General features: G+C 72.2%; 17 protein-coding genes. 4 read left to right on the forward strand and 13 right to left on the reverse strand.

Annotation, left to right across the window (positions count from 1 at the left end):
• Positions 1-20 precede the first annotated feature (20 nt).
• The 5 genes from AB0B41_RS16680 to AB0B41_RS16700 all read right to left on the reverse strand — a co-directional run bounded on the left by AB0B41_RS16680 (position 21) and on the right by AB0B41_RS16700 (position 5,051).
• Complete coding sequence (locus tag AB0B41_RS16680; protein ID WP_358203849.1) at positions 21-1,175, reverse strand: acyl-CoA dehydrogenase family protein; 1,155 nt, start codon at positions 1,173-1,175, stop codon at positions 21-23.
• 27 nt (positions 1,176-1,202) lie between these two features.
• Positions 1,203-1,973, reverse strand: a complete 771-nt coding sequence (locus AB0B41_RS16685) for an SDR family NAD(P)-dependent oxidoreductase (protein WP_358203851.1) — start codon at positions 1,971-1,973, stop codon at positions 1,203-1,205.
• Between the two features lie 10 nt (positions 1,974-1,983).
• Positions 1,984-3,132, reverse strand: a complete 1,149-nt coding sequence (locus tag AB0B41_RS16690; RefSeq protein ID WP_358203853.1) for an acyl-CoA dehydrogenase family protein — start codon at positions 3,130-3,132, stop codon at positions 1,984-1,986.
• A 36-nt stretch (positions 3,133-3,168) separates the two neighbouring features.
• The gene (locus tag AB0B41_RS16695; protein ID WP_358203855.1) at positions 3,169-3,477 is read right to left on the reverse strand and encodes a hypothetical protein; all 309 of its coding nucleotides are present in this window, start codon (positions 3,475-3,477) and stop codon (positions 3,169-3,171) included.
• A gap of 128 nt (positions 3,478-3,605) precedes the next feature.
• Positions 3,606-5,051: an FCD domain-containing protein gene (locus AB0B41_RS16700; protein ID WP_358203857.1), complete on the reverse strand. Its 1,446-nt coding sequence runs from the start codon at positions 5,049-5,051 to the stop codon at positions 3,606-3,608.
• 166 nt (positions 5,052-5,217) lie between these two features.
• Here AB0B41_RS16700 and AB0B41_RS16705 point away from each other — a divergent pair, with 166 nt between their 5' ends.
• The gene (locus AB0B41_RS16705) at positions 5,218-6,120 is read left to right on the forward strand and encodes an alpha/beta fold hydrolase (RefSeq protein WP_358203859.1); all 903 of its coding nucleotides are present in this window, start codon (positions 5,218-5,220) and stop codon (positions 6,118-6,120) included.
• 6 nt (positions 6,121-6,126) lie between these two features.
• Here the strand turns inward: AB0B41_RS16705 and AB0B41_RS16710 are convergent, their stop codons facing one another.
• The 5 genes from AB0B41_RS16710 to AB0B41_RS16730 form a co-directional block, all read right to left on the reverse strand.
• Positions 6,127-6,909, reverse strand: coding sequence for an enoyl-CoA hydratase-related protein (locus tag AB0B41_RS16710; protein ID WP_358203862.1), 783 nt, complete (start codon positions 6,907-6,909; stop codon positions 6,127-6,129).
• Between the two features lie 22 nt (positions 6,910-6,931).
• Entirely contained in the window at positions 6,932-7,471 is a 540-nt protein-coding gene (locus AB0B41_RS16715; RefSeq protein ID WP_358203863.1) for a VOC family protein, read from the reverse strand.
• Positions 7,468-8,592 carry an acyl-CoA dehydrogenase family protein gene (locus tag AB0B41_RS16720; protein WP_358203865.1) on the reverse strand — a complete coding sequence of 375 codons (1,125 nt, stop codon included), beginning with the start codon at positions 8,590-8,592 and terminating at the stop codon, positions 7,468-7,470. The genes AB0B41_RS16715 and AB0B41_RS16720 overlap by 4 nt, the downstream gene beginning before the upstream one ends.
• Positions 8,589-9,815 (reverse strand): acyl-CoA dehydrogenase family protein, encoded by a 1,227-nt coding sequence (locus AB0B41_RS16725; RefSeq protein ID WP_358203867.1) that lies wholly within the window; start codon positions 9,813-9,815, stop codon positions 8,589-8,591. The genes AB0B41_RS16720 and AB0B41_RS16725 overlap by 4 nt, the downstream gene beginning before the upstream one ends.
• Positions 9,816-9,910: 95 nt before the next feature.
• Positions 9,911-10,654: a hypothetical protein gene (locus tag AB0B41_RS16730; RefSeq protein WP_358203869.1), complete on the reverse strand. Its 744-nt coding sequence runs from the start codon at positions 10,652-10,654 to the stop codon at positions 9,911-9,913.
• A 220-nt stretch (positions 10,655-10,874) separates the two neighbouring features.
• On the opposite strand from AB0B41_RS16730, the gene AB0B41_RS16735 reads away from it, so the two are divergent.
• A complete protein-coding gene (locus tag AB0B41_RS16735; protein ID WP_358203872.1) occupies positions 10,875-12,032 on the forward strand; it encodes an amidohydrolase family protein in 1,158 nt (385 codons plus the stop codon).
• Between the two features lie 52 nt (positions 12,033-12,084).
• Here AB0B41_RS16735 and AB0B41_RS16740 read toward each other — a convergent pair whose 3' ends face one another.
• From AB0B41_RS16740 to AB0B41_RS16750, 3 genes are read right to left on the reverse strand one after another with little or no spacing between them, the layout of a single operon-like run.
• Entirely contained in the window at positions 12,085-12,903 is an 819-nt protein-coding gene (locus AB0B41_RS16740; protein WP_358203874.1) for an MBL fold metallo-hydrolase, read from the reverse strand.
• Positions 12,900-14,234 carry an LLM class flavin-dependent oxidoreductase gene (locus AB0B41_RS16745; RefSeq protein WP_358203876.1) on the reverse strand — a complete coding sequence of 445 codons (1,335 nt, stop codon included), beginning with the start codon at positions 14,232-14,234 and terminating at the stop codon, positions 12,900-12,902. Before AB0B41_RS16745 ends, AB0B41_RS16740 begins: the two co-directional genes overlap by 4 nt.
• 41 nt (positions 14,235-14,275) lie before the next feature.
• Positions 14,276-14,989 (reverse strand): SDR family oxidoreductase, encoded by a 714-nt coding sequence (locus AB0B41_RS16750; protein WP_358203878.1) that lies wholly within the window; start codon positions 14,987-14,989, stop codon positions 14,276-14,278.
• Between the two features lie 260 nt (positions 14,990-15,249).
• Here AB0B41_RS16750 and AB0B41_RS16755 point away from each other — a divergent pair, with 260 nt between their 5' ends.
• Both AB0B41_RS16755 and AB0B41_RS16760 read left to right on the forward strand, forming a co-directional pair.
• On the forward strand, positions 15,250-16,860 hold the full coding sequence (locus tag AB0B41_RS16755) for an NAD(P)/FAD-dependent oxidoreductase (protein WP_358203880.1): 1,611 nt from the start codon (positions 15,250-15,252) through the stop codon (positions 16,858-16,860).
• Complete coding sequence (locus AB0B41_RS16760; protein WP_358203882.1) at positions 16,857-17,807, forward strand: alpha/beta hydrolase; 951 nt, start codon at positions 16,857-16,859, stop codon at positions 17,805-17,807. Before AB0B41_RS16755 ends, AB0B41_RS16760 begins: the two co-directional genes overlap by 4 nt.
• Positions 17,808-17,810: the final 3 nt, after the last annotated feature.

Consider the following 17,810-nt stretch of genomic DNA (forward strand, 5'->3'; position numbering starts at 1 on the left):
CGAACCGTGTCGGAGGTCGCTCAGAGGCCGAGGCCGAGGTCGCGGCCGACGACCTCCTTCATGATCTCGGTGGTCCCACCGTAGATCCGGGTGATCCGGGCGTCGGCGAACGCGCGGGCGATCGGGTACTCGTTCATGTAGCCATAGCCGCCGAACAGCTGCAGGCACCGGTCCACGACCCGACCCTGCAGCTCCGTGCACCACCACTTCGCCTTGGCGGCGTCGACGGCGGTGAGCTCACCCTGTTGGTGCGCGCGGACGCAGTCGTCCACGAAGTGCTCGGCGAGATCCACCTCGGTGGCGATCTCCGCGAGGACGAAGCGGGAGTTCTGGAACGAACCGATCGGCTGTCCGAAGGCAGTGCGCTCCCGGACGTACTCCAGCGTCTGGTCGAGGGCCGTGCGGGCCCCCGCGGTCCCGGCGACCGCGATCCCGAGCCGCTCCTGGGGCAGCCGGTCGACCAGGTGCGCGAACGCCCGGCCCTCCTCCCCCAGCAGGTTGGACACGGGGACCCGGACGTCGGTGAACGAGAGCTCCGCGGTGTCCTGCGCGTGCTGCCCCAGCTTGTCGAGGTTGCGCCCGCGCTCGAAGCCCGCCATCCCCCGCTCGAGCACCACCAGGGACATGCCCTTGTGCCGCTGGGTCGGCTCCGTCTTGACGGCGGTGATCACCAAGTCGGCATTGTGCCCGTTGGTGATGAAGGTCTTCGCCCCGTTGACGACGTAGTGCTCGCCGTCCCGGATCGCCGTGGTCCGGATCGCCCCGAGGTCCGAGCCCGTGCCGGGTTCGGTCATGGCGATCGCCGTGACCAGCTCGCCGGACACGATGCCTGGCAGCCAGCGCGCCTTCTGCTCGTCCGTGGCGAGATCCAGGAAGTAGGGGAGGCAAACGTCGTTCTGCAGCGTGATGCCGTTGCCGGACCCGGGGACCCCTGCGCGGACGATCTCCTCGGTGATTACGGCGTTGAACCGGAAGTCCGGCGTGCCCCCTCCGCCGAACGACGCGGGGACGGCCATGCCGAGCAGTCCCTGGGCACCGGCGGCGGTGAACAGCTCGCGCGGGACCACGCCCGCCCTCTCCCACTCCTCGTGGTTCGGTACGACCTCCTTCGCCAGGAAGGTCCGTACGACCTCGCGGAAGGCCTCGTGGTCCGGGCCGTACAGGGTGCGCCTCACCGGGTGGTCCTCCTCGTGGGTCGTCGGTCAGCGGGGCGCCATGCGGATGGCGCCGTCGAGCCGGACGGTGTGCCCGTTGACGTAGGCGTTCTCCAGCAGGCTCACCGCCATGTGCGCGTAGTCGTCCGCGTGGCCGAGCCGCTTGGGGTGCGGCACCGACGCGGCCAGGCCCTCCCGGATGTCGTCGCGCAGCCGAGCGAGCATCGGGGTGTCGAAGGTGCCGGGGGCGATGGTGTTGACCCGGATCGCCCAGCTCGCCAGGTCCCGCGCGGCAACCAGCGTGATGCCGTGCACCCCCGCCTTGGACGCCGTGTAGGACGTCTGCCCGATCTGCCCGTCGAACGCGGCGACGGACGCGGTGAGCACGATCGCGCCCCGGTCGCCGTCGACGATCTCGTTGCCGCTCATCCGCTGGGCCGCGAGCCGGAGCACGTTGTAGGTGCCGACGAGGTTGATCCGTAGCACCTGCTCGAAGGTGTCCAGGGCCCCGGGGGTGCCGTCCCGGTTCAGGATCCGCTGCCGGTCCCCGCCGCGGCCGGCGCAGTGCACGACCGCGCGCACCGGGCCGGTCTCCTCCGCCGCGTCGAGGGCGGCTGCCACCGAGTCCTCATCGGTGATGTCCCCGGCGACGAACCGGGCGTTCTTCCCCAGCTCGGCCGCGACCTGGGCCCCGGGCGACGTCGGCAGGTCGAGCAGGACCACACCTGCCGCCCCCGTGTCGAGCAGCTGCCGGACCGTGGCCAGCCCGAGCCCGGACCCGCCGCCGGTGACCAGGGCCGAGATGCCGTCGATCTTCATGCGTTCCCCTCTACAGACCGAGGTCCTTGCCGATGATGAGCTTCATGACCTCGCTGGTCCCGCCGTAGATGCGGGCGACCCGGGCGTCCGCGTACAGCCGCGCGAGCGGGTACTCGAGGATGTAGCCGTACCCGCCGAACAGCTGCAGGCACCGGTCCACCGCGCGCGCCTGCATCTCCGTGCAGAACAGCTTCGTGCGGGCGGCGTCGGCCACCGACAGCTCACCGCGGACGTGCTCGGACACGGCCCGGTCCAGGAGCGCCTGCGCCGCCTCGATCTCCGCGGACACTGCGGCGAGCTCGAACCGAGTGTTCTGGAACGAGGCCACCGGAGTGCCGAAGGCTTTGCGCTCCTTGACATACGCGATGGTCTGCTCCAGCGCGGCGGCGGCCTGGGCCACCGACCCGACGGCGATGGCCAGCCGCTCCTGCGCCAGATTGGCGCCGAGGTAGCCGAAGGCCTGGCCCTCCTCCCCGAGCAGGTTCGCCACCGGCACCCGCACGCCCGCGAAGGACAGCTCGACGGTGTCCTGGGCCTTGAGGCCCATCTTGTCCAGCCGCCTGCCCTTGGTGAACCCGGGCATGCCGTCCTCCACCACCAGCAGGGACAGGCCCGCGCGGCGGTTCTCCGGGTCCGTCGAGGTGCGGGCGACCACGATGACCAGGTCCGCGAGCAGGCCGCCGGTGATGAAGGTCTTCGCGCCGTCGAGGATGTACTCGTTCCCGTCCCGCACTGCCCGGGTGGTGATCCCCGCCAGGTCGGAGCCGGTACCGGGCTCTGTCATGGCGATCGCGGTGAGCAGCTCGCCCGCCGCGATCCCCGGCAGCCAGCGCCGCTTCTGCTCCTCGTCGGCGTAGGCCAGGAAGTACGAGAGGATGACGTCGAGCTGCGTGCGTAGCGTGCCGAGCGTGACCAGGGCCCGCGCGGCCTCCTCCTGGAGGACGACGTTGTAGCGGTAGTCCTCCTGGCCGCCTCCGCCGTACTCCTCGGGGATCGCGGTGCCGATCAGGCCGAGGCCGCCGAGCCGGGTGAACAGGTCGCGCGGCACCTGCCCGTCGTGCTCCCAGTCGGGGAAGCGGGTGACGACCTCCTTCTCCAGCAGCTCCCGCACGACCTCGCGGAACGCCTCGTGATCAGCGGTGAACAGGTTGCGGCGCATCAAGCTATCTCTCGCATTGAGTAACCTTTGAAGAGATCAGTCCGATGCCGGCAGCGGCTTGCTGCCCTTGATCGGGAGCGCCGCGCCCGCTACTGCCAACGTGCCGGCGCCCGCCTTGGTGCAGAGCAGCTCGATGCCGCGTCCCTCGTCCACGTAGCGCTTGCCCATCTGGGTACCGTCCTGCTGGGCGGGATCGGCCCCGACCGGCTCCACCGTGCCGCTGCGCGCGTCCACCATGGGCGCGCCGCCGCAGGTGATCTCCACATCGTCCGCACCCCAGCGGACCACGACGACCGTGGTCCCGTCCGTGGCGCTCCTCAGCGTCGTCCCGACACGCGGCTTCATCTCACATCCTCCCTCGATCAGGGTGCGCACAGCACGCCGGCGAACCCGTTTCGACGGATTCCGGAGCGCACCGACGCTATCCCGGTTGTCGATAAAGAGTATCCCATAGTCGACGCAGCGGGACAGTCTCAGTGATACCAGGTGGTGAGGGCCTCCAGGTGCCGGCGCATGCGATGGCGCGCCACGCCGTCGTCCCCGGCGACCATGGCCTCCAGGATCCGCCGGTGTACCGCGACCACGGTCGCCTGGCTCTCCTCACCCGGCGGCGGGAGCGGGGCGCTCGCGGCGTGTCGTGCCCACAGCTCGGTGAGGATCCGCAGGAACAGCACCAGCAGCGGATTGCCGGACAGCTCGGCCAGCTCGGCGTGAAAGCGGTCGGCGCCCGTGCGCCCGGGCCCGCGCGGCTCGGCGGTGCGGGCGATCGCCGCCTCGAGCCGGCCTGCCACCTCCGCAGTGTCCGTCCGGGCGACGACCCGGCCCAGGGCCCCCAGCTCGATCGCCTCGCGCACCACCCGCAGGTCCTCCGGTGTGACCCCGCGATAGTCCAGGTAGAGGGCCATCGTGTCGATGCAGGCCTCGGGATCGGGTTCGGCGACGACCAGACCACCGCCTGGCCCCCGGCGCATCCGCGCCACCCCGTGGTACTCGACCAGCCGGACCGCCTCCCGGAGCACGGCACGGCTGATCCCATAGCGCGCGAGCAGGTCCGTCTCGGAGCCGAGCACCAGCCCCACCGGCCAGCCCCGGCGGACGATGTCGTCTCGGATCCGGGTCGCCACGACCTCGGCGAGCTTGCGGCCCGGCACATCGTCCCCGGAGGTCGTCCGTCGTGGCCCGTGGCGCGCCAGCAGCCAGGCCGTGGTCTCGGCCAGGTCGGCCTCGACCGCTGCGGCCGCGCGTCCCGCCGCCCCGGCGATCACCGCATCGACGATCTCGGTGTGCCGCTCGTGCGACTCGGTCTTGCCCCGCACCACGTCCTCGCGCGACATCCCGCCGCGGATCACGGCGTAGCGCGTGGTCAGGCGGGTGAGCACGTCCGCGAACAGCTCCAGGGCAGGATTGCCGGACAGCTTCCCGAGGACCATGTGCAGTGCGTCCTGGGAGGCGGCCCGCGGATCCGCCCGCTTCTCGGCCTCCTCGGCGAGCACCCCCCGGAGCCGCTCGATGCCCGACTCGCCGATGGTCACCGCGGCTCGTGAGGCCACGAGGGGCTCGATCAGCCGCCGCGCCTCCATCAGGTCCTCGACCGACAGGTCGATGTACTCCAGGTACATCACCAGCGCCCGGGCCGCCGGCCCCGCGTCCGGCGCCACGACGAACAGCCCGCCATGGGGACCGCGGCGCATCCGCGCGACCTGGTGGTGCTCCACCAGCCGCACGGCCTCGCGCAGCACGGCGCGGCTGACGCGGAAGCGCTCGCGCAGTTCCTGCTCGGAGCCGAGCACGTCACCCACGGGCCAACCCCGGGAGATGATCTCCGCCTCGATGCGCTGGGCGAGCTGCGCCGCGAGCTTGCGGCTCACGCCGGCGCCGTCCTCTCGCACGACCTGCTGTCCGACGTCGAGCAGGGACACGACGACTCCTCGCTGTCCGGACCACGAGCGTCGACGGTCCTGAGGGCTCACTCTAGCCACTTGTCGACAATCAGGTCACCCTGTGCTGCCACGGAGGTCCAAATCCGGAGTCCACGTCTAAATTAAGTTCTTGCCAGACGCCGATTCTCCACGCAGAGTGCACTATATGAGCGTCTCTGAGTCGATGGACACGGCGTCCCGAGTCCGCGAGGCCCTCCTCGACGTCGGGGACGGGCTCAGGCTGTCCGTTCTGCTGGCCGAGCCCGACGGTCCCCCGCGTGGCACGCTCCTGGCCCTGCACGGCGGCGGAGCGCGCGCCGCCTACTGGCATTCTCCCGTCGCCCCGGACGCCGGCCTGCTGGAGCTCGGGGCCTGCCTCGGCTGGCGGGTCCTCGCGCCGGACCGCCCCGGCTACGGCGCGTCCGCGGACCGGACGACCCAGGGCTGGTCGGCGGCGGATCAGGGACGGCTGCTCGAGCGGGCCCTGGCGGCCGTCGGCGCGGGCACGGGCCCGGTCGTCCTCGTCGGACACTCCCTCGGCGCGATCGTTGCGGCCCACCTCGCCGCACGGGGTCGTCCGGCGGGCCTCGTAGCAGTCGCCGTCGGCGGCGTCCCGCTCGTGTTCACCCCCGAGCAGACACAGGGGATGGCGGGTGCGGACCTGTCCGGCCCGGTGATGACGCGCAGGTCGGACGGTCCGCGCCCGGACCCGACGATGTGGTACGGGCCCGCCGGCAGCTGGGACCCGCGCCTGCTCGAGCACCGCCGCGCCCTGGTCACCGGGACCCCCACCCTCGAGTTCCTGGACGCGCGGGACGCCCCTTCAGGTCTCCCCCCGCTGTTCGCCCGGATCTCCGTGCCGGTCCAGTTCGCCGTAGCCGCGCACGAGCGCACCACGGCGCCGCCGGAGGCGCTCCTGGCGGCGGCGGACGCGGCCCTGACGGCGGCACCTGCCCGGGACCTCCTGCTCGTGTCGGGCTCGGGGCACAACCTGTCCCTCGGCGGCATGGCCCGCGCCTACCACCTGCGCGTCCTCGCCTTTGCCGAGGCCGCGCTGGCCCGCGTCTGACCCGGTCTAGCTCCAGGTCCACTCCGGGTCACGGCGCTCCAGGAACGCGCGCCGCGCCTCGGCCGAGTCCCGCAGGCCGAGCAGGCGGTTCGTGTAGTCCTGCTCGACCCGGTACCCCTCGTGCACCGGGAGGAACTCGGTGCGGTCCAGGGCCTGTTTGGCCAACCGCAGCGCCAGCGGGCTCTTCGCAGCGAGCCCGTGGACCACCGTCGTCACCGTGGCCTCCAGCTCGGCCGCGGGCACCGCGTGCGCGATCGCGCCCCAGGCCGCCAGCTCCCGTGCCTCGACCAGCCGGCCGGTCAGGTACATCTCGCGGGCCCGGACCCCGCCCACCAGGCGACGCAGGTGGGCGCTCGCGCCGAGCAGGCCGACGTTGATCTCCGTGGTGCCGAACCGGGCCGTCTCGTCGGCGACGACGATGTCGGCCAGCGCGGCGAACGACAGGCCGCCGCCGATGGCGGCCCCGTCCACCACGGCCACCACGGGGACCGCGCAGCCGGCGACCGCCTCGAGGGCGCGCCGCGCGAGGGCGCCACGGTCCACCGCCTCGCCCGGCCCGACCTCGCGCTCCTCGTCGATCTCCTTGAGGTCGGCCCCGGCGATGAACGCCCGGGTACCCCCGGTGCGCAGCACCGCGACCGACACCCTCAGGTCCGCGAGCGCCTCGAACTCCTCGGCGAGCTCGCGCAGGGCCTGCCGGTTCAGCGCGTTGACCGGGGGCCGGTCGAAGGTCACGGTGGCGACGGTGCCCGCCAGCGTGGTGCGCACGACCCGGGTCGTGTCCGTCATGGTTCCCCCCGCCGCCGGCCGCTCACGGGCTCGGCGTCCCGGTGCCCCAGGTCCCCCGGCCCGCGAGGATCTCCTCCACCGTCGCACCCGGCCCGTCGCGCTTCTCGGCCTGCACGATCTGCACGAGGGTCCCGCCGGTCTCCTTGGGGTGCAGGAACACCTCCTGCCAGACAGGATTCTCCAGGAAGATCGACGTGGGCGTCCAGCCGGCCGCCTCGACCTCACGGATCGCTTCGCGGACATCCGGCACCAGGAACGTCATGTGGTGCATGCCCCCGCCGCCGGTGCGGGCGAAGAAGCGGTCGAAGAACGTGCTGCCGGGCAGCGGCTCCATCAGCTCCACCCGGCGGTCGTCCGGGTAGCCCAGCTGCAGCGCCCGGTAGCCGACGCGCGGATTGTCACCGCCGCCCGCCGACCGCCCGCCGAGCAGGTCACGGTAGATCGGGAGGAGATCCCGGATCCGCGGCCCGGCGACGGCCACGTGGTCGAACCGGGCCTGCAGGGAGGCGGGCAGGGACGCGGACGGGGCCCCGGATGCCGGACGTTGATCGGCGGCGGTCATCCGGCGACCCCCGCCGGCACGGGCAGCACCGCGTCGGCCACCCGGCGCCGGTGCCACGCCGAGGAGCCGAAGAGCGCACGGTCCAGCAGCGCGCGCTTGAGCCAGATGTGGGCGTCGTGCTCCCAGGTGAAGCCGATGCCGCCGTGCACCTGGACCGCGCTGCCGCACACCTCGACGGCGCCGTCCCCGGCGAACTGCTTCGCGGTCGACGTGGCGACGTCCGCCTCCCGGGTGACCGCGGCGGTGAGCAGACGGGTGGCGGTGTCCACCGCGGCCCGCCCGCACTCGACGGTGACCGACATGGTCGCGCAGGCGTGCTTGACAGCCTGGAACGACCCGATCGGCCTGCCGAACTGGTGGCGGTCCCGGGCGTACGCCGCGGTCTGCTCCATTGTCCGCTCGGCGAGCCCGACCGCGTCGCACGCCAGCCCCCAGGCCGCCGCCCGCAGCACCACGGCCACGAGCTGCTCCGCCTGCGGCCCGCGGGCCAGCACCCGGTCCGCGGGGACCTCGGCGCCGTCGAAGGTGGCCGTGCCGAGCCTACGGGTCAGGTCCAGGGCCGTCACGGACTCCACGCGCACCGCGGAGAACGGCAGAACCGCCACCACCGGACCGTCCGCCGAGCGCGCGACGACGATCAGCTCGTCCGCCGACGGCAGGTCCATGACCTCGCCGACGACACCGTCGATCCGCCCGCCGCCCGCGCCGTTGTCCGTCCAGTCGACCGCCCAAGTCTGCGGGCCGACCGCGCCCTGCGGACCGCCGAGGACGACGGCCACCCGGACCTGCCCCTCGACGATCGCGGGCAGCAGCTCGTCCGCGACCGATCCCGGCGCAGCGAGCAACGCGGTGGGCGCGAGGACGGCGCTCTGCAGGAACGGAAGCGGTGTGGCCCGCCTGCCCAGCTCGTGCAGCACGACCGCCATGTCCGCGGGCTCGCCACCGGAGCCGCCGCGCTCCTCCGGCACCAGCAGCCCGGTCAGCCCGAGCTCGGCGACGGTGGCGAAGAGCGCGGGATCGAATCCCGCCGGGGTGGCGACCGCCGCCCGCAGCGCCTCCGACGAGGCCCGCTCGTCGAGCAGGCCGCGCACCATGTCCCGCAGGTCGTCCCGCTCGCTCATCGCTCCCCCACCGCCCGTGGCTCGCGGGGCAGACCGAGGCCCTGCTCGCCGATGATGTTCCGCTGGATCTCGTTGGAGCCGCCCGCGATGGTCCACGACCACGAGTTGAGGAAGTCGTGGGCCCAGTTGCCGGTCTCCCAGCCGCCGGACAGCAGCAGCGGCTGGGCGATCTGGGCGGGAAGGCCCCGCACCTGGACCGCGAAGTCCATGAACCGCTGCAGCAGCTCGCTGTAGTAGAGCTTGATCACCGACGCCTCGGTGCCCACGCCGCCGTGGGCCGTCATGGACTCGATCAACCGCTGGCACATGGCCCGCAGGATCTGCACCTCGCCGTAGAAGCCGCCGAGGCGCTCGCGCGTCGACGGGTCGTCCAGCACCGGCCGCCCGTCCTCGCCGGTCCAGCCCGCCATCGCGTCGATCAGGCCCTCCAGCCCGTTGCGGTGCAGGCGCTCGGCGAGCTCGAGGATCGTGACGCCGCGCTCGGAGGCCAGCGTGGTCTGGCTGACCCGCCAGCCCTCGTTCACCGGGCCGAGGACGTTCTCCACCGGGACCTCGACGTCGGTGAGGAACAGCTCGCAGAACTCTGCGGCGCCCGTGGCCTGGGTGATCGGCCGCGCCTCGATACCGGGCGTGGTCATGTCCACCAGCAGGAAGGTGATGCCGTGCCGCTTGGGGGCGGCAGGGTCGGTGCGGACCAGCATGAAGCACCAGTCGGCGCGCATCGCCCAGCTGGTCCACACCTTCTGCCCGTTGACGACGAAGACGTCGCCGCGGCGCTCGGCACGCGTCGAGAGCGACGCCAGGTCAGACCCCGCGCCCGGCTCCGAGAAGCCCTGGCACCACACGTCCCCGTTCTGGATGCCGAGCAGGTGGCGCTGTTTCTGCTCCGGGGTACCGAAGTGCATGATCGCCGGCGCCGCGTTGTAGATGGCCACCTGGTAGAGCGCCAGCCGCGGGGCGTCCGCCCGGGCCAGCTCCTCGGCGAGCACGGCCTGGTGGGGCAGCGGGAGGTCCGAGCCACCCCACTCCCGGGGCCAGTGGGCGGCGAGGTAGCCACCGGACTGCAGCGTCGCGCGCCAGTTCCGCTGGAAGGACACCAGCTCGTCCTCGACGGCCCCGAGCTGCTGCTCGCGCCAGCCCTTCGGCACGTTCTCCTCGCACCAGGCCCGGGCCCGGACCCGGAACTCCTCGAGGCTCTCCGCCCGGTTCACCGCAGCCGTCATGCCCCACCCTCCGTTCCTCATCGAACCGCCGCGCCGCCGAGCGGACGGCGAGTTCTAAAGTATCCTTATAGACTTTGCGAGTCCAGGCGCGAGGGTCAGTGCGTGAGGTCGAAGTCGGCGAGGTGCGCCGGCACACGCGGATCCCGTTCGCGGATCTCCTTCTCGGGTAGCTCACCGAAGCTGGACAGCAGGTCGTAGTAGGCCTCCGGCTCGCGGCTCCAGCTCCACCGCGCCACCTGGCCGCGCGAGCGGCGCCCGGTCATCGCCCGCACGAACTCGAAGCGGTCCCCCACCAGGCAGTCGTGCGGGTTTCCGGAGCCGACGATCGCGCCCCACTGCTCCACGGTCACCCGCAGCGGAGGCGCCCCCGCGGCCGAGAGCCGCTCCGACAGCTGCGCGGCGAGCGCGTCCAAGCTGATCCGGATGCCGTCGTCGTCCCGGAAGCCGGGCCGGTCGAGCGCGGTGCGTAGGTCGTGCTCGCGGGCCGTTGCCTCCACGACCAGAGCGGTGAGCTGGGCCTGGTCGAGGGCGTGCAGCAGCACGGCCTCTGCCTTGGCCCACTCCTGGGCGAGCTCGGTGACCGAGCGGCCGCGGGCCGCCTCCACGTGGCCGCGCACGACGTCCTCCCGGCCGAGCTCGGGATAATCCGGGACGTCCCCCGCGGCGGCGTCGACGGCCGTGCCGACGAGGTGCGCGTACAGCTCGCCGACGGTGAACGGCCGGGCCGTGGGCACGGGCACGGCCAGGTCCTCAGCCTCGACGACCAGGGCGGTGCACCGCTCGCGGATCGCTGCGAGCACGGCGGCCGGATCGCGGGGACGGTCGGGCGCGATGGGCATTCGGACGCTCCTCCTCGAGTGGGCGCGGGCACGACGAGAGGGTGCCCGCCCTGCGGGGCGGGCACCGTTCTCCGCCTTGCCGTGACGCAGAATAAGTATACTCTGACGCTGCGTTCACGCGACGCGGCAGAGGGCGGGAACGTCTCACCGCGCCCGGCGAGCCTCCGGCCGACCGGAAGGCCCGGAGTGCCCGCGGCCCGACAGCAGAGAGGATCCGACGATGTACACCTTCTTCAGTGTCGACGACCACATCATCGAACCGGCCAACGTCTGGGTGAACCGGGTCCCGGAGAAGTACAAGGACGTCGTTCCACACGTGGTCGAGGTGGACGGCCGTCAGCTCTGGGAGTGGGAGGGCCACCGCGAGCTGACCATGGGGCTCAACGCGGTCGCGGGCAAGCCGCGCGAGGAGTGGGGCATGGAGCCCGCGCGGTTCGAGGACATGATTCCCGGCTGCTACCAGCCGGAAGAACGGCGCCGGGACCTGCTGTCCAACGGGATCTTCGCCAGCATCGCGTTCCCGACCCTGCTCGGCTTCGGCGGGCGCAAGGTCGCGGACTTCCAGGACAAGGACGCGGCGCTGCTCACCGTGCAGGCATGGAACGACTACATGCTCGACGAGTGGTGCGCCGCCGCGCCCGAGATGTTCGTGCCGATGCACATCCTGCCCGTGTGGGACGTGGACCTCTGCGTCGCCGAGCACGAGCGGATGATGAACAAGGGCAGCAAAGCGATCTGCTTCATCGAGGACCCACAGTTGGCGGGCCTGCCGAGCTACCACGAGGAGTACTGGCACCCGCTGATGGCGTCGGCGCAGGCCACGGACGCCCCGATCTGCATGCACATCGGGTCCGGTGGGTCGAACAACTCGCTGTCCGGGATCACGAACCCGATCACCGAGATCGCGGCGGTGTTCACCCGGGCGGCCAGGGCCTCGATCAACATGATGATGAGCGACATCCCGCGGAAGTTCCCGGACATCAAGCTCGTGTGGTCCGAGGGCGGCATCGGGTGGATCCCGGCCGCGCTCGAGCGGGCGGACGACCAGTACAAGAAGCACTCCTACTGGTCCCACAAGGCGTCCTCGCCAGTCCTGCCCTCGGAGATCGCGCAGAAGAACATGTGGTTCTGCATGATCGAGGAGCCGAAGGGCCTGCAGTGGGCCCTGCAGGAGTTCCACGCGGAGAACATCCTCTTCGAGTCCGACTACCCGCACGCCGACACCCCGTTCCCGCGCACCCAGGCCTCGGCCAAGGTCGTGTTCGAGGGCGTCGCGCAGGAGACCGTCGACCTGATCGCGCACAAGAACGCGGAGAAGCTGTTCAACTTCCCGCTGTCGCAGGAGCTGATCGAGCAGTACGGCACGCCGAACGCATGAGCGAACGGGCCCGGCACCCCGCCCCCCAAGGGTGCCGGGTCCGTCACCACCGTCAGCGGCCGAGGACGACCAGGGATCGCCTCCCCTGCTCCTCGACCAGCCTGGTCCAGGTGAGCCCCGGCGCGTGGGCCAGGGCGAACGGCACCCCGGTCTCCACCAGCTCGGCGGCGACCTCCGCGGCCGTGCGCCGGGCCTGGACCGCGTCGACGTCCGCGATCCCCGGCCACCCGTCGAGCAGCAACTCCACCGCGCTGTGCGCGACGTCGCCGAGCAGCAGCCCGCGCTCCCCTCCGGACTCGAGCTCGACGATCGTGGTCCCCGGTGTGTGCCCGGGCGCCGGCCGCAGCCGCACCCCCGGCACGACGTCGACGCGGCCGGTGAAGCGCGTGACATGGTCCTTCAGCGGCGCCAACCGGTTCGCGGGCAGGTCCTGCGCGCGCTCCATCGGCATCGGCACGTAGGCCGAGTCGACGAAGAACTCCCAGTCGCGCAGGTGCAGGTGGTGCTCCGCGTTAGGGAAGACCACCCTGCCGTCCCGACTGGCCCATCCGATGTGGTCGAAATGCAGGTGCGTGATGATGACGTGGTCGACGTCCTCCGGCGCCGTCCCCACCTCGGCGAGCCGGTCCAGCAGCGTCCCACCGGTGAAGGGGACGGGCGGGTCGAAGCCCGCGCCCAGGTCCACCAGCACGGTGTGCTCCCCGGTCCTGACCAGGTAGCCGCCGGTGGTGAACTCGACGTGCCCCTGCGCGTCGAGACGATCCGGGTGCTCCGCCCACCGCTCGGGCGCCACGTCGGCGTAAGTGTCAGCGGGCGGGACCCGGATCTCGCCGTCGACCAGGCTCGTGATCTCGATGGACCCGATCTTCATGCCGACCGGCCGGGGGCGTCCTCGGGGCGCAGGTCCGCGCGCTCGCCGGCCTCGATCTGCCACTGGATCTCCAGCGACTCGCGCATCCCGCCCACGGCTCGGCCGTCCTCCCACGCCTCCAGGATCGAGCCGTGCGAGTAGTCCTCGGGTGCCGAGGGCGGAGCGGGCCTGCGGGCCGCGGCCGCGTCGAGGGCACCGGCTATCCGGCGCTGCTTCTCGCGCTGCAGCACCTCGTCGCGCTCGACGAACTGCGGGACGACGTCGCGTCCCAGCCGCTCGATCGTCTCCATGATGTGCTCGTGGGCGATGGTCCCCGACTGCACGCCGAGCAGCACCTCGTCGACGCCCGCCTCCTCGTAGCGACGCAGGTACTCGATCACGTCCTCGCTGGTGCCGACGGTGCCCGGGGGCGCGTCGTCCGGCGCCTCGATGACGGCGCGCGCCCGCTGCCGCGCCACCTCCGCCTCCCCCGAGCGCTCGAACTCCTCCCACAGGTCCGTGACGCCGGGCTGGTGCGTGCCCTGGGTGTAGTAGTGCTTGGTGGCGTAGAAGAAGAACGCCACCTGCTCCCCCACCCGGCGGGCCGCCTCGGCGCGGTTCTCGGCACACAACGTCCAGGACGTCATCGCGATGTTCGGGTTCGCGTGGTACCCGACCGGCACGCACTCGGACTCGAAGTAGTTGTAGTACTCGTCGACCCACGCCTTCGACGCGTCGGGGTCGACGAAGGCGAAGGCGAGGGCGCCCAAGCCCTTGATCGCCGCCTCCCGGATCCGCTCGCGGCGGGTCGCGGCCATCCACAACGGCGGGTGCGGGCGCTGCAGCGGCTTCGGGACCACGTTGCGCGGCGGGATCGTCAGGAACTCCCCGGCGATCCCCGGGAACGGGGTCTGGGCCATGGCCTCGACCGCGACCTGCAGCGACTCCTCCCACATCCGCTTCTTGATGCCCGGGTCGATCCCGTAGGCGCCGAGCTCGGCCACCGACGATCCTTCGCCGCTGCCGAACTCCACCCGGCCGCCGGACATGGCGTCCAGGGTGCCGATCCGCTCCGCGACGCGCAGCGGGTGGTTGATCGGCGGCAGCAGGTTCACGATGCCGTGGCCCAGCCGGATGTTCCGGGTCCGCTGGCTCACTCCTGAGAGCAGGATCTCCGGCGCGCTGGAGTGCGCGTACTCCTCGAGGAAGTGGTGCTCGACGAACCACACGGCATGGAACCCGAACTGGTCGGCGAACTCGATCTGGTCCAACGTCTCGGCGATCTTGCGCTGGTTCGAGCCCTCGTCCCAGGGTCGGGGCGTGGTGAGCTCGTAGAACAGCGACAGTCGCATCAGGCACTCCTCGTGGGTCGGCGAGCGGGTTCGGTGATCGGTCAGATGCGGCGGGTGGCGGTGAAGCGGGACAGGCCGCGTGCCGTCATCAGGGCAGAGCCGCCGTCGGCCCGGACGACCACGCCGGTCATCCAGTCGGCGGCCAGCACGTGCAGCACGGTGTCGGCGACCAGGTCGGGCGTGCCGATCCGGCCGAGCGGGGTGGCGCGGTTGACGTCGTCGAGGTAGCCGGGCGTGTCGAGCGCAGGCGCCAGCATCGGCGTCTCGGTCGGCCCGGGGGCGATCGAGTTGACCCGGATCCCGTGCGGGCCGAGCTCGGTCGCGGTGACCCGGACCAGGTGGTCCACCGCGGCCTTCGACGCCGAGTAGGCCGCGACGCCGGGATCCGCGATGCCGCCGTTCACGCTGGACACGGCCACGAACGACCCGTCACCACCCGTGCGGACCAGCTCCGCGGCGAGGGCCCGCACACACAGGAAGACCCCGCGGGCGTTCACCGCGAAGGTGCGGTCCCAGCCCTCGGGCGTCTCCTCGAGCACCGTCGCACGGCTGGGCACCCCGGCCGCGGCGACCAGGATCGAAGGGACGCCCGCCCGCTCGACCGTGGCGTTCAGTGCGACCGCGACCGCCGCGGGGTCCGCGACGTCGCACGGGACGTCCGGCTCGCCGCCGACGTCCCACGAGACGGCCGTGACCCCGGCCTTCGTGAGCTGCGCGACGACCGCCGCCCCGATCCCGGAGGCTCCTCCGGTCACGACGGCGACTCTGCCCGTGAGTTCCATGGAATACGCCCTGTTCGGTGGACAGAACCACTGTGGAATGCGTCCTCGACGCTAGTGATCGGCAACACAGGTTGTCAATGAGTCAACTTTGTCGGAGCAAGCCGAGCGAGCTTCCGGCAAGGCGGCGCACCGGCGCCGGCATTGACAGTACGGAAACTCGCTCCTTACGCTCGATCACATTCCGGTCGCAGTTCTGTCGACCGAACATTTCATGCCGCGTTCGAGGAGGAACCGTGCCGTCGAGTCCCGTGGACGATCCCCGGTACGACGTGATCGTCGTGGGGGCCGGCGTCGGAGGCCTGTACGCGGTCCACCGGCTCCGTGAGCGTGGTCTGCGCGTGCTGTGCCTGGAGGCCGGTGGGGGCGTCGGCGGGGTCTGGTATCACAACGCGTACCCCGGCGCGCGGGTCGACGTGGAGAGCATCGACTACTGCTACTGGTTCTCCCCGGAGCTCTACCGCGACTGGCGGTGGACCGAACGCTACGCCGCCCAGCCGGAGCTGCGGCGCTACCTCGAGCACGTCGCGGACCGCTTCGCGCTGCGCCCGCACCTGCGGCTGAACACCGCGGTGACCGGCGCCCGGTGGACCGGGGACCGGTATGAGATCACCGCCGGCACCGGCGAGCGGTTCGGAGCGCGCTTCCTGGTGATGGCGACGGGCAACCTCTCCGCCGCCAGGGAGCCCGCGTTCCCCGGGCTCGGTGAGTACGCGGGCGAGTGGGTGCAGACCTCGCACTGGCCCGAGGGCGGGATCGACGTGGCGGGCAGGCGGATCGCGGTGATCGGCACCGGTTCGTCCGGGGTTCAGACGGTCACCGAGATCGCGAAGACCGCCGAGCACGTCGTCGTGTTCCAACGGACGCCGAACTACTCGGTCCCCGCCCACAACGGCCCCCTCGACGAGAAGCGCTGGTCGGAGATCGCGGCGGACGTGCCGAAGGTGCGGCGCGAACTGCTGGAGACCCGCGGCGGGCAACACATCCCGCGCGGCGAGCTGCCCACCACCGCGCTCGACGCGGCGGGCAGGCGGGCGCAGCTGGAACGGGCCTGGGAGTCCGGCGGCCACGCGTTCAACGCCGTGTTCCCCGACCAGGGTGTCGACGCCGCGGCGAACGCAGTGGTCGCCGACTTCGTCAAGGACCGCATCCGCGAGCGCGTCGGGAACCCCGCGCTGGCCGAGAAGTTGGTCCCCTACGACCACCCGATCGGCACCCGGCGGCTCTGCGTCGACACCGGCTACTACGAGGTCTACGGCCAGGACAATGTCACATTGGTCGACGCGCGGGACGAGCCGATCGAGTCGCTCACCCGGACCGGGGTGCGGACCCGGACCGGCCACCACGACGTGGACCTCGTGGTCTTCGCGCTCGGGTTCCACGCGTTCCGCGGCGCGATCGACGGCGCGGGCATCCGTAACGGCGCGGGCGCCGCACCGACGGACGCCTGGGACCGGGGCCCGCGCACCGTGCTCGGCCTGATGACCCACGGGTTCCCCAACCTCTTCACCCTGACCGGGGCGGGCAGCCCGTCCGTGCTCGCCAACATGACGCTGATGAACGAGGTGCACGTGGACTGGGTGGCGGACTGCATCGGGTACCTCGACGCCCACGGGCACCGCACCATCGAGCCCACCCGGGAGGCCGAGGACGAGTGGGGCGGTGTCGTCGCCGCCGCGGCAGACCGGTTGCTGCGCAGGCAGGTCCGCAACTACATGGCCCACGTCAACGAGGACGGCTCACGGGTGTTCATGCCCTACATCGGCGGACTGGACACCTACATCGAGCAAGCGACCGCCATCGCCGAGGCCGGTTACCGCGGCTTCATGCTCGACGGGAGGCGATGACCGTGCCGATCAGTCCCGAGGCCGCCGCCTTCCTGGCCGAGCAGCCCCCGCCACCCGACTACACCGCGCTCGACGGCGAGGCGGGGCTGGCGTTCCTCGCCGCGGCCCGCGCGCCGCGCCCCCGCCCGGCGCCCATCGTGCCCGTGCCGCGTGTGGAGGACACCACCGCGGGCCCCGACGGGCCGCCGGTGCGGCTCTACCGCCACGACCCGGGCTCCCCCACCGGCGCGCTGCTCTACCTGCACGGCGGCGGCTGGGTGCTCGGCGACCTCGAGATGCACGACCACACGTGCAGGCTGCTGGCCCGCGACACCGGTGCCGCCGTCGTCAGCGTGGACTACCGGTTGGCCCCCGAGCATCCCTACCCCGTGCCGCTCGAGGACTGCTACACGGCCCTGAGCTGGGTCGCGGCGCACACCGCCGAGCTGGGGATCGACCCGGCCAGGATCGGGATCGCGGGCAGCAGCTCCGGGGGCAACCTGGCCGCGGGTCTCGCCCTGCTGGCCCGGGACCGCGGCGGTCCCGCCACGACCGTCCAGCTGCTGCTCTACCCAGTGCTCGACGCGAGCCTCGCCACCCCGTCCTTCGATCGGTACGGCACCGGGCACTTCCTCGAACGCGCACAGATGGCCTGGTTCTGGCGCTGCTACCTGGGCGCGGCCGCACCGGGGCCCTACAGCGCCCCGGTGCTGGCCGACCCGACCGGGCTGCCGCCGGCAGTCGTCGTGCTGCCCGAACTGGACCCGCTGCGCGACGAGGCCCTGAACTACACCGACATGCTGGTCGCGGCAGGCGTCCCGGCGACGGTGGTGCACGTGCCGGGCCAGCTGCATGGGTTCCTCACCCTGCCCGAGCGGTTCCCGGCCGCGACGGAGGCGCTGGCCCGGACCGCCGCGCTCGCCACGCCGTACCTGCGGCCGGCCCCCGTGGCCGTCCCGGCGGGCTGACCC

Source organism: Pseudonocardia sp. NPDC049154 (assembly GCF_040648315.1).
Classification (GTDB): Bacteria; Actinomycetota; Actinomycetes; order Mycobacteriales; family Pseudonocardiaceae; genus Pseudonocardia.

What these genes read in the sequence shown, in the direction of transcription:
- AB0B41_RS16725 (WP_358203867.1), bottom strand. Translation starts at nt 9,815, where the DNA reads ATGACGGCTGCGGTGAACCGGGCGGAGAGCCTCGAGGAGTTCCGGGTC.
- AB0B41_RS16710 (WP_358203862.1), bottom strand. Translation starts at nt 6,909, where the DNA reads ATGACGGACACGACCCGGGTCGTGCGCACCACGCTGGCGGGCACCGTC.
- AB0B41_RS16705 (WP_358203859.1), top strand. Translation starts at nt 5,218, where the DNA reads ATGAGCGTCTCTGAGTCGATGGACACGGCGTCCCGAGTCCGCGAGGCC.
- AB0B41_RS16760 (WP_358203882.1), top strand. Translation starts at nt 16,857, where the DNA reads ATGACCGTGCCGATCAGTCCCGAGGCCGCCGCCTTCCTGGCCGAGCAG.
- AB0B41_RS16730 (WP_358203869.1), bottom strand. Translation starts at nt 10,654, where the DNA reads ATGCCCATCGCGCCCGACCGTCCCCGCGATCCGGCCGCCGTGCTCGCA.
- AB0B41_RS16685 (WP_358203851.1), bottom strand. Translation starts at nt 1,973, where the DNA reads ATGAAGATCGACGGCATCTCGGCCCTGGTCACCGGCGGCGGGTCCGGG.
- AB0B41_RS16745 (WP_358203876.1), bottom strand. Translation starts at nt 14,234, where the DNA reads ATGCGACTGTCGCTGTTCTACGAGCTCACCACGCCCCGACCCTGGGAC.
- AB0B41_RS16720 (WP_358203865.1), bottom strand. Translation starts at nt 8,592, where the DNA reads ATGAGCGAGCGGGACGACCTGCGGGACATGGTGCGCGGCCTGCTCGAC.
- AB0B41_RS16740 (WP_358203874.1), bottom strand. Translation starts at nt 12,903, where the DNA reads ATGAAGATCGGGTCCATCGAGATCACGAGCCTGGTCGACGGCGAGATC.
- AB0B41_RS16715 (WP_358203863.1), bottom strand. Translation starts at nt 7,471, where the DNA reads ATGACCGCCGCCGATCAACGTCCGGCATCCGGGGCCCCGTCCGCGTCC.
- AB0B41_RS16695 (WP_358203855.1), bottom strand. Translation starts at nt 3,477, where the DNA reads ATGAAGCCGCGTGTCGGGACGACGCTGAGGAGCGCCACGGACGGGACC.
- AB0B41_RS16690 (WP_358203853.1), bottom strand. Translation starts at nt 3,132, where the DNA reads ATGCGCCGCAACCTGTTCACCGCTGATCACGAGGCGTTCCGCGAGGTC.
- AB0B41_RS16735 (WP_358203872.1), top strand. Translation starts at nt 10,875, where the DNA reads ATGTACACCTTCTTCAGTGTCGACGACCACATCATCGAACCGGCCAAC.